The 13,925-nt window shown below is 60.1% G+C and carries 14 protein-coding genes, 1 tRNA gene and 1 pseudogene; 11 read left to right on the forward strand and 5 right to left on the reverse strand.

Annotation, left to right across the window (positions count from 1 at the left end):
* Positions 1–167 precede the first annotated feature (167 nt).
* Positions 168–827 carry a peroxiredoxin gene (locus ACMYR2_RS09855; RefSeq protein ID WP_347264613.1) on the forward strand — a complete coding sequence of 220 codons (660 nt, stop codon included), beginning with the start codon at positions 168–170 and terminating at the stop codon, positions 825–827.
* 299 nt (positions 828–1,126) lie between these two features.
* Positions 1,127–2,254, forward strand: coding sequence for an S-(hydroxymethyl)glutathione dehydrogenase/class III alcohol dehydrogenase (locus ACMYR2_RS09860; protein WP_347264614.1), 1,128 nt, complete (start codon positions 1,127–1,129; stop codon positions 2,252–2,254).
* A gap of 67 nt (positions 2,255–2,321) precedes the next feature.
* Here the strand turns inward: ACMYR2_RS09860 and ACMYR2_RS09865 are convergent, their stop codons facing one another.
* A complete protein-coding gene (locus tag ACMYR2_RS09865; RefSeq protein WP_347264615.1) occupies positions 2,322–4,583 on the reverse strand; it encodes an adenylate/guanylate cyclase domain-containing protein in 2,262 nt (753 codons plus the stop codon).
* A gap of 305 nt (positions 4,584–4,888) precedes the next feature.
* Complete coding sequence (locus tag ACMYR2_RS09870; RefSeq protein WP_347264616.1) at positions 4,889–6,229, reverse strand: tetratricopeptide repeat protein; 1,341 nt, start codon at positions 6,227–6,229, stop codon at positions 4,889–4,891.
* 567 nt (positions 6,230–6,796) lie between these two features.
* Between ACMYR2_RS09870 and ACMYR2_RS09875 the strand changes: the two are divergent.
* A pseudogene (locus tag ACMYR2_RS09875) lies at positions 6,797–6,910 on the forward strand (hypothetical protein); the annotation flags it as partial.
* A gap of 57 nt (positions 6,911–6,967) precedes the next feature.
* The gene (locus ACMYR2_RS09880) at positions 6,968–7,942 is read left to right on the forward strand and encodes a tyrosine-type recombinase/integrase (protein WP_416194085.1); all 975 of its coding nucleotides are present in this window, start codon (positions 6,968–6,970) and stop codon (positions 7,940–7,942) included.
* On the opposite strand, the gene ACMYR2_RS09885 is transcribed toward ACMYR2_RS09880, so the two are convergent.
* A complete protein-coding gene (locus ACMYR2_RS09885; RefSeq protein WP_416192853.1) occupies positions 7,920–8,216 on the reverse strand; it encodes a hypothetical protein in 297 nt (98 codons plus the stop codon). The two genes, ACMYR2_RS09880 and ACMYR2_RS09885, sit on opposite strands and share 23 nt — an antisense overlap.
* A 1,003-nt stretch (positions 8,217–9,219) precedes the next feature.
* Between ACMYR2_RS09885 and ACMYR2_RS09890 the strand changes: the two genes are divergently transcribed.
* From ACMYR2_RS09890 to ACMYR2_RS09905, 4 genes are all read left to right on the forward strand, one after another.
* Positions 9,220–9,642, forward strand: a complete 423-nt coding sequence (locus tag ACMYR2_RS09890; RefSeq protein WP_416192854.1) for a hypothetical protein — start codon at positions 9,220–9,222, stop codon at positions 9,640–9,642.
* Between the two features lie 4 nt (positions 9,643–9,646).
* Positions 9,647–10,240: an HNH endonuclease gene (locus tag ACMYR2_RS09895; protein ID WP_416192855.1), complete on the forward strand. Its 594-nt coding sequence runs from the start codon at positions 9,647–9,649 to the stop codon at positions 10,238–10,240.
* A 246-nt stretch (positions 10,241–10,486) separates the two neighbouring features.
* On the forward strand, positions 10,487–10,741 hold the full coding sequence (locus ACMYR2_RS09900) for a hypothetical protein (RefSeq protein WP_416192856.1): 255 nt from the start codon (positions 10,487–10,489) through the stop codon (positions 10,739–10,741).
* A 266-nt stretch (positions 10,742–11,007) separates the two neighbouring features.
* Positions 11,008–11,685: a hypothetical protein gene (locus tag ACMYR2_RS09905; RefSeq protein ID WP_416192857.1), complete on the forward strand. Its 678-nt coding sequence runs from the start codon at positions 11,008–11,010 to the stop codon at positions 11,683–11,685.
* On the opposite strand, the gene ACMYR2_RS09910 is transcribed toward ACMYR2_RS09905, so the two are convergent.
* Both ACMYR2_RS09910 and ACMYR2_RS09915 read right to left on the reverse strand, forming a co-directional pair.
* Positions 11,682–12,518, reverse strand: a complete 837-nt coding sequence (locus tag ACMYR2_RS09910) for a DNA methyltransferase (RefSeq protein ID WP_416192858.1) — start codon at positions 12,516–12,518, stop codon at positions 11,682–11,684. The genes ACMYR2_RS09905 and ACMYR2_RS09910 overlap by 4 nt on opposite strands.
* A gap of 126 nt (positions 12,519–12,644) precedes the next feature.
* A complete protein-coding gene (locus ACMYR2_RS09915) occupies positions 12,645–12,860 on the reverse strand; it encodes a hypothetical protein (protein ID WP_416192859.1) in 216 nt (71 codons plus the stop codon).
* Positions 12,861–13,062: 202 nt separating this feature from the next.
* Here ACMYR2_RS09915 and ACMYR2_RS09920 point away from each other — a divergent pair, with 202 nt between their 5' ends.
* The 3 genes from ACMYR2_RS09920 (at position 13,063) to ACMYR2_RS09930 (ending at position 13,925) form a co-directional block, all read left to right on the forward strand.
* Entirely contained in the window at positions 13,063–13,260 is a 198-nt protein-coding gene (locus tag ACMYR2_RS09920; RefSeq protein ID WP_416192860.1) for a hypothetical protein, read from the forward strand.
* Positions 13,261–13,437: 177 nt separating this feature from the next.
* Positions 13,438–13,514: transfer RNA gene (locus ACMYR2_RS09925), tRNA-Arg, on the forward strand.
* Between the two features lie 189 nt (positions 13,515–13,703).
* Complete coding sequence (locus ACMYR2_RS09930; RefSeq protein ID WP_347264617.1) at positions 13,704–13,925, forward strand: hypothetical protein; 222 nt, start codon at positions 13,704–13,706, stop codon at positions 13,923–13,925.

A 13,925-nucleotide genomic window follows, 5' to 3' on the forward strand; every position in this document is an offset into this window, starting at 1 on the left:
TCGTAGGGGTTAATTCGCCGTCCCCGGCAAGCGTCGATAGGAAGATGCTCCGCAATGCTCTCCGGAAAAAAAGACATGGTCTTTTTCGTAACCGGTTCCGTTTCGCGAGGCCCGAGCCTATAGTCCCCGCCACCCACGGTTAACTGTGTGACACGAGGACGTGACTTATGACTCTATCGATTGGTTCGACCGCCCCCGATTTCGAAGCTGAAAGCACCGAAGGCCCCATCAGCTTTCACAAGTGGCTTGGCGACGGCTGGGGGTTGTTCTTTTCGCACCCCAAGGACTTCACGCCGGTCTGCACCACTGAACTCGGCGCCGTCGCCCGGCTCAAGCCGGAATTCGACAAGCGGGGCGTCAAGCTGATCGGCATCAGCGTCGACCCGACCGACAAGCATCACCTCTGGTCCAAGGACATCGAGGAGACGCAGGGCGTCGCGCCGAACTATCCGCTGATCGCGGATGTCGATTTCAAGGTCGCCAAGCTCTACGGCATGTTGCCGGCCAGCACCTCCGGCGACGTCAACAAGCGGACGCCTGTCGATAATCAGACCGTGCGCAACATCTTCGTGATCGGTCCCGACAAGCAGATCAAGATTATTCTCATCTATCCGATGAGCACCGGCCGTAACTGGCAGGAGGTGCTGCGCGTGATCGACTCCCTGCAGCTTACCGCCAAGCACGGCGTCTCGACCCCGTCGGACTGGAAGCAAGGCGACGATGTGTTCTTTTCCGCCGCGGTTCCGGAGGAAGAGGCCCGCAAGAAATTCCCCAAGGGATGGAAGTCTCCGAAGCCGTATTTCCGCATCGTCGAGCAGCCGAAGTAACGCGAGCAGCTTCAACGCCTGCGCAAGTGAAGGGACGCCGCAGGGCGTCCCTTTTTTTGACCCCGCAAAGAGACCAGCGCGCGCCCGAAAGCGGCCCCGCTGCTCCCCGTTGCGGCTTTATAGCGTTTTCGAGCGAAGTGGATACCGGTTCGCGTGAAGAAAACGCGTTAAAACAATAATCCAGAGCTTTGCTTCTGATTCAATCAGAAGCAAAATGCTCTAGGCGCGCGACCGTATCCTGCGCGGCAGCACGCATTCCCGTGGATGCTCTTTCAATTCCCGCCAGAGAAGAAGTCGCCATGCACGTTCGCGCCGCAGTCGCCCTCGCCGCCGGCAAGCCGCTCGAAGTCACGACCGTGGAACTCGATGGCCCGCGCGAGGGTGAGGTCATGGTCGAGATCAAGGCGACCGGCGTCTGCCACACCGACGAGTTCACCTTGTCCGGCGCGGACCCGGAAGGGTTGTTTCCGGCGATCCTCGGCCATGAGGGCGCGGGCGTGGTCGTCGATGTCGGCAAGGGCGTGACCTCGGTGAAGAAAGGCGATCACGTCATCCCGCTCTACACGCCCGAATGCCGGCAATGTCCCTCCTGCCTGTCGCGCAAGACCAATCTCTGCACGGCCATTCGCGCGACCCAGGGTCAGGGCTTGATGCCGGACGGCACCTCGCGCTTCTCCTTGGGTGGCAAGCCGCTCCATCACTACATGGGCACCTCGACCTTCGCCAACTACACGGTGCTGCCGGAGATCGCGGTTGCAAAAATCCGCGAAGACGCCCCTTTCGACAAGGTCTGCTACATCGGCTGCGGCGTCACCACCGGCATAGGCGCGGTGATCAACACCGCGAAGGTCGAACCCGGCGCCAGGGCGATCGTGTTCGGCCTCGGCGGCATCGGGCTGAACGTCGTGCAGGGGTTGAAGCTCGCCGGCGCCGACATGATCATCGGCGTGGACATCAACGATGACCGCAAGGCGTGGGGCGAGCGCTTCGGCATGACGCACTTCGTCAATCCAACGGATGTCGGGAAGGATCTCGTCCCCTACCTTGTCGATATGACGAAGTCCGGCGCTGATCAGATCGGCGGCGCGGATTACACGTTCGACTGCACGGGCAATGTGACGGTGATGCGCCAGGCGCTGGAAGCCTGTCACCGCGGCTGGGGACAGTCGATCGTGATCGGCGTCGCGCCCGCCGGCGCGGAGATCGCGACGCGGCCGTTCCAGCTTGTCACGGGCCGTACATGGAAAGGCACGGCGTTCGGCGGCGCGCGCGGCCGCACCGACGTGCCGAAGATCGTCGACTGGTACATGCAGGGCAAAATCCAGATCGACCCGATGATCACCCACGTCATGCCGCTCGACGACATCAACAGGGCGTTCGACCTGATGCGCAAAGGCGAGTCGATCCGCGGCGTCGTGACGTTCTGAGAGAGTCTTTTCCGTTCCGCCGGAATCAGAAGCGGCGCTGCATGATTTCCAGACTGACGCGTTGTCTTCACGTTGCGTGCAGCGGCGCGATCTGTTCGCCCAGGCGACGATAGAAGCCCTGCATGTCCTCGCCGGCAAACTCCTGGCACCTGGCCAGGGCTGCTGTCACTTCAAGCCCCTCACCTGCCTTGATCGCGGCCAGCAGCGCGCCGTGCTGCGCTCTCCATTCGGCGAACTCGGGTGATGCCGCCACTGAATCGTCGCCGACGATCGCATAAATCTTGGTGGGGCGGGACTTTCCCTTCAACAGGATCTCACCTGCCTCAAGCAACGCGATCCCTTGAACGCGTCGCGCCGCGTCTTCCGAAATCAGAAGATCGACATCGAGCCCCTTGCTTGCCGACTCGATCCGTGCCGCCACGTTCACGACATCGCCCATCGCCGAGTAATTGAATCGTCTTTGCGATCCCATGTTGCCGACGCAGGCCAGTCCGGCGTTGATGCCGACTCCTATCCTGACGCGCGGGTCCGCGAAGCCGCGCGCGGCGAATCCGAAGACGTCGGCGTCGTTGAGCGCGGTGAGCGCCTCACGCATCTTGAGCGCGGCCTGGCAGGCTCGGGTCGCATGATCTGGCACGTCGGCCGGCGCGTTCCAGAATGCCATGATCGAATCGCCGATGTATTTGTCGATCGTTCCCAGCTCATCCTGTATCGCGTCCGACAGCGGCGCCAGCAGCGTATTGATGAAGTCGACAAGCTCGGTCGCGGTCAGGGCTTCAGAGATCGGCGTAAATCCGCGAACATCCATAAACATCACGGAAATATCGCGGGACGCGCCACCAAGACGCATCCCCTGCGGCGAGTTCTCAAGCTGCGTGAGCAATTCCGGAGCGAGATATTGGCCGAAAGCCTGACGTACGAATTTCTTTTCCCGATCGGATGCAACGTGAAGCACACGCTCCACGGCGATGTAGACCGTCAGCGCCGCCAGCGATGGAAAGATCGGGTCAATCAGCAGCCGAAAATGCGAGAAGGCGATCCACGATCCGGCCAACCCCGCGACAAATCCGACAACGCCGGCATAGAACGAGAACCGGGCGCCGAGCGTCAGCACAAGACCGGCGACCAGCGCGCCGAACAACAAGGTCAGGACGATTTCCAGTCCCTTGGCCCAATCGGGTCGCTCGATGAAGTCCTGCGCGAGGATCTGCTCGATCACCTGCGCCTGAACCGAGACGCCCGGAACCGACTGACCCAGCGGCGTGGTGCGTGAATCCATCAGGCCCGCGGCCGATGCGCCGACCAGAACGATCGCGCCATCGACCAGCGGCTTCACTGTCGCTTCCTTGGCCGGATCGAGAATGTCTTTCACCGACACGTAACGTTGCGGCCGGTCGCGATTGAAATAGACCCAGGACTCGCCGTTGCTCGTTAACGGCAGCTTGAACGCCCCTACCCGCATATCGATCAGCGCGGCGCGGCCGGTGTCACTGTCCCCGCTCGATCCGGTCCCGCGCACGATGATGCTTTTCTGGTTCTGAGCGACGCGCAGCGCCTCGATCGCAAGGCTGGGGTAGATGCTCTCCCCGTCGGAAAACAGCATGGGCACCCGGCGGACGATGCCGCCGCGATCGTGCGAACTGAGATTGATGCCGCCGATACCCGCCGCCTTCTGATTCAACATCGGCAGGCTCGACACCGTGCCGCGAAGCGGCGCAAGCACGTTTGCCGGATTGACGCCGACAAAGGCTATCCCGGCCCGGACCGGCGGGCGCTTGTCATTGACCGCGCCGGTGGCGGCAAAGCCGAGCACGACCCCCGTGTTCTCGATGGCGTCCGCAAACGCCTGATCATGATCAGGCAGGTTCGCGAGCAGCTTCAGGGTCTGGTCGAGGTCCGGCGCGCCGGAGTCCTTCAAATCGTTGGCGAGACGGCTCGGCGTCGTGCGATCCGGCTCGGAAAAAATGACATCGTAGGCGACGACGCCCGCGCCGAGATCGGCGAGCCGACGGGTCAGCGCGGCAAGACGTGTCCGCGGCCATGGCCACTGGCCATATTCCGAAATCGAGGCTTCATCGATGTCGACGATCCGCACCGGCAGATCGGTGTAGGCGCGCGGTTTGAGGCGCTGATAAGTATCGAACGTACGCTCCTTCAGCTCCGTGACGATGCGCGGATCATACGCGCGCAGCGAAGCAAGCAGCGCCAGGGTCACCACCGCTGCGCCGACCGCCCGAAGATTCTTGTTGCGCATCAGCCGGCGCAGACGCCCCCACGCCAGCATCGCCCGAACGCGCAAGGTGTTCCGCAAACGCGTCGCGGCCTTCATCGCTCCGTCGCCCATTCAGGCGCGAACAGAGGAACACGACCCCCGATGCAGCCTGAAAGGCTCGCCGGCTCGCGGCAGGCGTCCGCAGGCCTTCCGCGCAAGCCTGGATCGGCGCAATCAAGGGACGACGACAAAGGGTCTCTAGTCCGGTTTCAATGTTCCGGTGATCGGCCCGGCAACCCGCAGGCACGACGACATCGCGATGCTGCCGGCACATTATAGCGCTTTCGCATGAAATGAATACCGCGGCCAGATCGCCGCCGCGCGGCTTTGCCGCGTGACACATCAGGCGGGCTCGCCCGGTTTCAGAACCGCGCGGTCGGCCCGATCGACACCGAGAAGTTATCGAGGGTGAAATTCGGCAGCGACGAGTCGATCTTGGTGTAAAGGATCTGGGTCCGCAGACCCACGTTTTTGTACACCTGCGCATCGAAGATCGCGCCGTAGCGTTGTTCCCAGTCGTGTCTAATCTGGAAAGGATCGACGATCGGATTGGGCGCGTCGTAATTGGCCCAGCTAAAGCCGAAGGTCGGCGCGATCACGAACTGATGCGGCGTGCCGAACACCGGCAGGGCGAACGCGTACGGAAAAGCCATGTCGATCGAATAGCGCTTGTATGAGTAGAAATCGAAGGCGGCACGGTTCTGATCAAAGGCGGCGCGCGTCGTCCAGTGCACCGGTCCGAAGCGGAAATCGGAGGTCACGACCGACGATAGCAGATCGCCGGTTTGTTGACTGGCCGTTGGAAAGTTGAACGAGTCGGAAAAATTGCGGTGACGCTGCTCGATGAACGCCTCCAGAAAGCCGTTATCGCCGATGATCGTACGCGCGGAAAAGCCCGCGCCGCCCGCCGAGAAATAAGTGGCGTCCCCCAGCCAGACCTGATCTCCGATGCCGTAAAGCTTGACCGATGCGTTCTGCCCGATCGCGAAACGCGGGCCAACCACGACCTCGACCAGGCCGAAATTGAACTGGTTGAGTTTGTATTGGCGCGAGTTAAGGCCGAGGAAACTCGCTTCGATGGCGTCCCCCCGCGTGCCGATCTTGTAGGCGTAATGAGCCGCGAGGGTCTGGAACATGTTCACGTCCGGACTCTTGCCGAACGAGCTGTTGAGAATCGCGTCCTGACCCAAGGCGCGCACCATCAGGCTGGAGGGGCCGAGGTTGGCGTTGGTCTGATAGCGCAGGCCGGCCGTGGTGAATACGCTGAACTCGTAGCGCGCGAGCCGGCGGTCGATCTCGGTCAGATAGGCGCGGACCTGGGCGCGGATGTCATCGGGAGCGTCTGCCGCCTTGACCGCCTCCTGAAAATAGCTGCGCGCCAGTTCGTATGAGCCGAGCTTGAAGTACAGGACGCCAAGCTCGAGTTTGACGCGCGGCAAGTTCGGATTGAAGAACAGCATCCTTTCGAGGGCGCCGATAGCGGCCTCATAGTCGCCGCGCTTGACGGCCTGTTCGGCAAACTTGAAACTTGCCTCCAGGTCGGCGGGATTCTTGTACATCTGCTGGAACAGCGCATCGTAGTCCTGCTTAACGGCGGATGATGCTGAAATGGGCGATGTCGTCGATTGCGCCGCGGCTCCCGTGAAGCAAGCCGTCATCGTCAACAAAACGGACGCGACTTTCGCGGTCTGAATCAGTTTCACGCCACCACCCGGAACTTTGATGCGAGGCTTCCCTTCCATCTCCGTGGAAATATGGAGCAATTACGCACCGTTATGGCCGCCAGATTAGCGGCGGTCTCCCCGATTGGAACAACGATATCCCCGCATCGAGACGATTTCGGAGCGGAGTCACCATTTTACCACACGTTGATCGAATGAAATCAACGGCTTGGCTGCGCACCTCGAACCGGGGCGAGAACAGCGCGGTCAACCGAATTCGTCCGGGGATTATTAACAGGCGCTCTTCCCTGAAAAAATGCTGCCTCCAAATCGCGTGACATCGGGACCCCCCAGTTCCTATAAGGGGAGCCTGCGCTCGTAGCTCAGCTGGATAGAGCATCGGATTTCGATTCCGATTTCCCAGCAAAACGAAGCGCCACATCCCGCCTTCAAAAATGCAAAAAATCCCTTGTCTGTCGGGGTTTAAGCTCGATATGATGCACCGTTTCACCACGCCCCACCAACGCGGTTTAAGGTGCCAAGCAAGTGCCAAAGACCCAACTTACGGACGCTGGCCTTCGGTCGCTACAGCCCCCTGAAACCGGTACTGTGGATTGGTGGGACACTAGTCTGCCGAACTTCGGTTGCCGCGTCAGTCAGGGCGGTGCGAAGACTTTCGTTCTCAAGCTCTACAACTCACGGCGGGCAATCGGACGCTGGCCTGTCATAAGTCTGGCAGCCGCTCGCACGGAAGCTAGAAGGCTCCTTGCCGAAAAAACGTTGGGAAAGCTACGGCCCCAGAGCATCACCTACTCCCAAGCCGTCGATCTTTTCCTCCAGGAGAAGCGCAAGAGCCGCCGCCCGCGGACGGCTGGCGACTACCAGTGGCTTCTCAGCCGCGTCCCGTTCAAGGGCCAGCTCACCGAGCTGACGCACCAGGAGCTGCAGCGGCGCCTCGCGCGGATCGCCGCGGAAGGCACCTACAACCACGTCCTCGTCGCCCTGAAGGTCTTCTTTAATTGGGCTATAAAGCGACGCTACATCGAGCATAATCCGACCTTAGGTCTGGCGGCGCACGCCCGCGCGCCTCGCTCTCGCGTGCTTACCGACGCCGAGTTACAATCCATATGGCGGGCCTGCGAGCGGCGCCTAGCCTTCGATGACGGGGCGTGCGGGGGGTTCCAAACCACGATCCCGGACACCGTAACCATGCCCCGGCAATTCGCTACGATCGTCCAACTGCTCTTGCTTACAGGCCAGCGGCGCGGAGAGATAGCCGCCCTACGGGCCGACTACATTTCAAACGACGTATGTACATTACCTTCGACACTGACAAAAAATGGCCGCGAGCACTCGCTTCCGCTCGGCTCTTTCGCCATCAGTATCGTTTCTGCCGCGGCTCAAATTTCTCAATCCGGTCTTCTCTTTCGTGCGCGTGGCGCGCAGTCCGCTTTCAATGGCTGGTCAAAAAGCAAGGCCGCGCTCGACAAGCTGAGCGCGGTTAGCGACTGGACGCTGCACGATCTGCGTAGGACTTTCGCTACGAGACTCGCAGAACTTGGCGTGGCGCCGCACGTAATAGAGCGCCTACTGAACCACGTTACCGGCACAGTGTCCGGCGTAGCTGCCGTCTACAATAGAGCGTCGTACATGGCGGAGATGCGCGCCGCTATAGAGCTCTGGGAGCGCTACCTCGAAGAGAAAGTCATGTGCGGCGAACAGCCGGGGCCTATCACTTCGGCCAGCGGAACTTGAAGTTCTCACTGTAACGCCGCACCGGCTTCTCATCATTCTGAGCGGCAGCTTCGGATTCGGACGGATCATCAGGCGAACCTGCGCGAGGCGATGCTGCCGGCGCGCCCGGCTCTACCGTCCGCCCGCTGCCTTCCGAATGGACATCCCCGAGCAGCAGTATATCGGGGCCTATCTGCTTGCCGGCGATCACTAGCGCGCCGCCGGCCTTATAGAACCAGGCCGCTACGAAGAACCCCAGCACAAGTCCGACCAGCAGGCTCAGCACTACTCTCATCGCATCCTCCACGCTTCCATTGACAGTCTGAACCGATTCCCTAGCCGGGACCAACGACTATCGCAGTTGCGATATGTTGCGGTTTGCGGCGGTTGACGATCCGTTGGGCTTTGCTACGCTGCCCGCAGTAGACGCCGGCTCGTCCGCGTCTATCGGCCTGCCCCAGAAAGGCAGCCCGATATGACAGACAGGCTAGTGACTCGAAGGCAAGTAAACCTGATGTACGGCTTCTCGTACGTCGCGGAAAGCTACCGACGATGGGAGCGCGCTAAGTTACTCTTTGCAATCAAGGTAACTTCCACTTCCCGCGCCTACTACCGACTGAGCAACGTGATAGCGGTGTTCGGCCCGGTTCCTACAGAAGCATAAGCACCTCACCCCTAACCGGGCGGGCTGTTTCCTACAGAGCCCCGCTTTCCTCACGGAAACGCGGGGTTTTCTGCGGCGAATGCTGGCGCATCGCCTCGCGTATCTACGTTGCGATTGCTTCCTGCGCGACGCGGCGCGACAGGAGCCACGCTTTCCGCACCTGTTCGCCGGGCTTACCAGCCCCGACCCAATCCCAAGCTGTGCTTGGCTAATAGTCCCGCCAGGGACATATTTTGCCGCGCATCACTTTCGGACGACTCCTCAAGGATTCGCTTGCGATTGGGTCGGAGCTTCGCCCAGACGAACAGGTGCGGGACAGCTTACACACTACACCGTGCTACAATCAGTACGGTCGTGAGGCTCACCGTCCTCGTGGCCGTCTTTTTCCGCGTAAGGCCCTCGCTAATCCCGGGGGCCTTGTGCGTGCTACAATCACGACAGCACGCGGCCGGAAGAATAGCCGGCCGCCCGTACCGTACTAGGTCTACAACGCATAGAGCAGTCGCGCGCCGCCCTTGCTGCCCTGCACGGCGGCGTTCGCGTTGTACAATTCATCCGGACCGTTCCTTTTCGCGGCGGAGCGCGCGCGGGCACCTGGCAAGCGAACAGCTCTACCCGCCCGAACGCTCCGCCCATGAACCACCTGCTACTCGGCACCGCCGACATGACCGATGCGCTCATTGAACGCGCGCGCCCGGGCTTCCTTTTGATAGACGACGGGCCCGTGGCCGACGCTTTTTCGGAACAGTTCCGCGCGCGGGCCTTCGATCCCGCGCAGCACAGGTTCATCGCCCTCTCGGTGCAAAGCGCTAACGATCTCGTGGCCGCTATCGCCATCTCCGACGCCAGCAACGTCTGGGATGCCGGGATTCGCGGCACGAAGGCCGGCGCCTTCGCGCTGGACGGCAACGCGCTCACGCAGATCGCCATGGGCGCGGCGCAGGCGGGCGCGATGATCAAGACGACCGCCATCCGCGAGATCACCGCGACCGTGGCGACCGCCGCGCTCACCGCGGGCAAGATGAATGTGTTTGTTGAGTTCCTAATCTCTGACTGAAGTTATGGCTTTTAGGAAAGGTAATATACCGTGGAATAAGGGAATATCTGGCGCGCAGGTGCCTTGGAATAAGGGCATTCCGCAATGGAAAGATAAGCGTCATCCCCGCCTCGGTACTATCCTTTCAGAAGCCACAAAACAAAAAATCAGCCGTGCTGCGATGGGTAATAAGCGGCGGCTTGGATGCAAGTTGTCAGCGAAAGCCAAGAAGCAAATAAGCATCGCAAAGACCGGCAAGAAGTTGCCTCCATTTTCGGATCAGCACCGCCGCAGAATAGGCGATGCTTGCCGAGGCGAACGCAACTATGCCTGGAAAGGCGGTGTAGCTTCGTATCGTTTGAGCGTATGGCGAAGCAAGGAGTACCAGGACTGGCGGAGATCAGTATTCGAGCGAGACAACTACACCTGCCAGGAATGCGGCGCTCGGAATGGCAAGGGTAGAACTGTGGTGCTCAACGCTGATCACATTAAGCAATTTGCTCTTTATCCCGCTCTCCGCTTCGCACTCAACAACGGTCGCACGTTATGTCTCCCATGTCATCGGCAAACGCCGACCTATGGCAGAAGAGTATTACTAGCTAGCAATAAACACGCATGACCACGAAACAGTATTACGTCCGCACGGGCCTGCATCACGACGGCAGGGCGTACGGCCCCGGCGACCGCGTGTCGCTCTCCGAGAAGGCGGCGGCGCGGCTCCTCGCCTCCGGCGTCGTCAGCGCGGAGAAGGCGCCGGACCCCGCCCCCGCGCCGTCCAACGACCGCATCCAAGGATGCCGCACCGGAGGACATCAACCGCACGAAGGCGAAGATACTGCACTGCCTGAAGCTGCTCGGCGCCGACGTGGCGACGCCGGAGGCCATACGCAAGAGCATCATAGGGCTGACCCAGCTCGACGGCGCCCGCGCGGAGAACGCGGACGCAATCCTCTCGCGCCTCGAGGAGAAGGTTAAGGCGATGCCGCCCGCGGCGCCCGCCCCCGCTCCGGCCGCGCCCAAGCCTGCGGACCCGGCAACCGGCGATCTGTCAGCAGAAGAAGAAGCCGCCGCATTAGCAGCTATGGACGCCGAGCGGGCGGGGGCTGAGAACCATGACTGAGACATCCAAGAAGGCGGGCCGCGAAACCGACCCCGCTATCCTCAAGCATACGGAGCGCAGCGCGGTGTCGGACGTGATCCGTTGCTTGCATGCGATCGCTGCTTGGGCCGCGGCTTCTACTACGGTGCGAATGACTGGGCGCGCACCTGCACGTGCAAGATACCCGTTGCTTGATCAGCTGAGACTTACTGGATTGAAGCCGGTAACCTGCTGATTCGACTCTCAAAACGAATCTGGGTAGGACTCCCGCCGATTGGGGGAGTTGCATGTCGGAAAAGGATCAATTGGCGAGGCTTGAAAAGCTCGCTTGCCATCCGTCTCGAGTAGATCCGGCCCATTTCAACAAGAAGGCCGAGATACCATACGGAGTCACGGTTGATCACGTCGCAGCCGCGATGAACGATTTTGTGGATTTTGTAGGCTTTATCAATCAGCAGCTCGCGACGAAGGACATTGAGCGGCTTGAAACCATGCTTATGCCTGCGAATTTCAGCAGTATCGTAGGCGAGTTCATGACATCGAGCATCCCGAAGCATTGCAAGACCATTGTAAAGAATGCCTACCACAACGGACACCCGGACATGATTCCAGCCGGGAAGTACGCAGACAATAAGATGCAGCACGGAACGGAAGGCATTGAGGTGAAAGGGTCGCGCTACCTCAAAGCATGGCAAGGTCACAATGCCGAGGATGCATGGCTTATGGTGTTCTGCTTTGCGAGCGGCAGACCCACCGACGCAGTGAAAGGTATTCTGCCCGCGCCGTTCCGGTTCGTTCTTGTATGCGGAGCGCAATTGCAAAAGAGCGACTGGAATTTTGCCGGGCGCTCGGAGACAAGCCGTCGAACAATTACCGCTTCTGTTACTCAGACCGGCTACGACAAGATGATGGCAAACTGGATTTATAAGGAGCCTGACCTTCTCGACGAGCTCGAAGAGGATTAAATAGCGAGCTTGATCTGTTGTTCTTCGACAATTTCACTTGATCGTTCTCCTGAGCGTATCGCGATGAGTTTAGGCACGGCTTTCTTTGCCAGACTATAATAATTAGCATGGCGTTCGATGCCTATGCACTGGTAGCCGACGACCTCCGCCGCCGCGACGGTAGAACCTGAGCCCATGAAGGGGTCGGCGATAACGCCTATGCCAAGCGGCAATACCGCGCGAACCACTTGGCGGAGCAGCGACTGCGGTTTTAGGCTCGGATGCGGCGCGATGTCCTTCTCTCGCTTCGACGTACGCTCGCTCGGTATCACGTCACTGAATGGATTACCGTCCGCACGCCGGCGGAGCCCTCCAGTACCGTAAATTTTCAGACATTCACGAACGGTCATTTTAGGCGGGAGAGGCTTCCTGAAGACGCCCCACGGCTCATACCCGCCACGCGGGAGCGAGCAAACGTCGGGGAAGTCTTTCTCCCCGAGCTTGGGCCTATCGCCTCCGCGAAGAGTCTGCACCAGCCGAATGATCTCGGTACGGAACTCAAATCCTCCATCCACCATCGCACCGAACACGAGCTGGGACAGGAACGCATTTGATGCCATAAAGACATGGGCGCCGGGCTTTAGCGCGGGTAGCGCTGCTATTGCTAAGTCCTTGAAGAACCGCCTAAGCGTTTGGCGCTCGCCCTCATCCAGCGCAGTAAACCGTGGTAAGGGTGAGCGAACTGAGCCATCGAAGCTCGGCGGAATGCGCCAGATACCAGTTCCACCCGATAGCATCTTTTCAATTTGTTCGAGCTCGTACTCCTTCACCCCATATGGTGGATCGAACACCATCCCATCGAGACTTTCGGGAGGAAGGCGCGAAAGCCAGTCGAACGCGTCCCCATGGACGAGGAGCGAGCGTCCTATGCTCTGGTGTTTGTAATTGAAAGCGAAAGGATGTGCGGCCCGAGCGTCCATTTATTTCACTTGTTTATTGAGGCGATATTCGCCCCGCCCGGTTCTCTCAAAGAGAGCGGGGCAATTGAGGTTCAGGTACGAACGCACTGACGAAGGCGGCACCTCGCCGAGTTGCTTGGCAATGGCATTTCTAATCTCCGCGATCGTGACCGGGTTCTTTTGCTCCGCCAAGAACGTGATGATTGCGTCGCGGACGACGCCAGGTGACCGTGCCATGGAAGCTCCTCTGTTCCGGCTTAGACCCATTGACGTCTAGACGTCAACCATCTCTATTTTCAGTTCACTGGAAAAATGATCGTCAGCGCCGTGGTAAAATTTATCTAGCCAGTTCGATTCGTCGGTTTTGGAATCGTGCCGCGCAGTCGCGTCTGAGTCTCCCCGCTCCGCAGTACGCCTCCACAACCGAGGAGCGTCGCCCATGTGGCTATCAAAACAGAAGCCCCCGAGGACTAAGCGCGTCTGCCAGTTTTGCGGCGGATGCTTCGGCCTGACACGGCCGAACTTCCCCTACTGCTCGACGTACTGCGCCGCGTGGGAGGAAAACCAGAAGATAACGCCGCGGGATGCGTCGCCCGACCCGCACGGCGACTTCATCGCCGCGCTCCGCTATCCGTGAATGCGAACCCTTGTCGGACTTCCCTTCGTCCCGGCAAGCCGACTACTTCCCCCTACCTCGGGGGAAGTCTTTTTGCTAAAGACGCGGGGCGAGCAGAAGCCTCGCCGTGAGCCAAAGTGCCAGAGCGGTGCCAAAGGAAAAGAGTGATACCGTCTAAGACATTGATTTCGTTGCAAAGCGCTCGTAGCTCAGCTGGATAGAGCATCGGATTTCGATTCCGAGGGCCGGGAGTTCGAATCTCTCCGAGCGCGCCACTCCATCATCGCCTATATCCATTTGATATGTTAGACTTTTTGCCGTTTCTACCCGATTTCGTCATCGACCGATTCGGGAGAACGCAAGAGGTCAAACCGGACGCTGATTCCTGCTAGTGGACGCAAAGTCCCAGAAAAAGTCCCAGACTTGTTCTCACGGCGTTCCTCCGCATCACAGGGAGAGGCGGCATGAGCGGCGAGTGGCAGGATATCGCGACGGCGACCCTTGGCTCTACCATCGACGTCCTTTGCGTTGACACGGGCGGCGGAGTGATCGTGTTTGAGGGCGTCAAACTGCTCGACGATGAGGAACCGTATGCTTTCGAGTATGAGGGCGTCTATCACCCCCACGAAAACGGCATGTGGCTCAAGAGCTGGCGTCCCTCCACTCCCCGTGAAGGAGGGCGGTGA

Source organism: Nitrobacter sp. TKz-YC01 (assembly GCF_047824785.1).
In the GTDB taxonomy this organism is placed as follows: domain Bacteria; phylum Pseudomonadota; class Alphaproteobacteria; order Rhizobiales; family Xanthobacteraceae; genus Nitrobacter.

What these genes read in the sequence shown, in the direction of transcription:
- ACMYR2_RS09890 (WP_416192854.1), top strand. Translation starts at nt 9,220, where the DNA reads ATGAACCACCTGCTACTCGGCACCGCCGACATGACCGATGCGCTCATT.
- ACMYR2_RS09915 (WP_416192859.1), bottom strand. Translation starts at nt 12,860, where the DNA reads ATGGCACGGTCACCTGGCGTCGTCCGCGACGCAATCATCACGTTCTTG.
- ACMYR2_RS09885 (WP_416192853.1), bottom strand. Translation starts at nt 8,216, where the DNA reads ATGAGAGTAGTGCTGAGCCTGCTGGTCGGACTTGTGCTGGGGTTCTTC.
- ACMYR2_RS09930 (WP_347264617.1), top strand. Translation starts at nt 13,704, where the DNA reads ATGAGCGGCGAGTGGCAGGATATCGCGACGGCGACCCTTGGCTCTACC.
- ACMYR2_RS09905 (WP_416192857.1), top strand. Translation starts at nt 11,008, where the DNA reads ATGTCGGAAAAGGATCAATTGGCGAGGCTTGAAAAGCTCGCTTGCCAT.
- ACMYR2_RS09860 (WP_347264614.1), top strand. Translation starts at nt 1,127, where the DNA reads ATGCACGTTCGCGCCGCAGTCGCCCTCGCCGCCGGCAAGCCGCTCGAA.
- ACMYR2_RS09895 (WP_416192855.1), top strand. Translation starts at nt 9,647, where the DNA reads ATGGCTTTTAGGAAAGGTAATATACCGTGGAATAAGGGAATATCTGGC.
- ACMYR2_RS09910 (WP_416192858.1), bottom strand. Translation starts at nt 12,518, where the DNA reads ATGGTGTTCGATCCACCATATGGGGTGAAGGAGTACGAGCTCGAACAA.
- ACMYR2_RS09855 (WP_347264613.1), top strand. Translation starts at nt 168, where the DNA reads ATGACTCTATCGATTGGTTCGACCGCCCCCGATTTCGAAGCTGAAAGC.
- ACMYR2_RS09865 (WP_347264615.1), bottom strand. Translation starts at nt 4,583, where the DNA reads ATGAAGGCCGCGACGCGTTTGCGGAACACCTTGCGCGTTCGGGCGATG.
- ACMYR2_RS09920 (WP_416192860.1), top strand. Translation starts at nt 13,063, where the DNA reads ATGTGGCTATCAAAACAGAAGCCCCCGAGGACTAAGCGCGTCTGCCAG.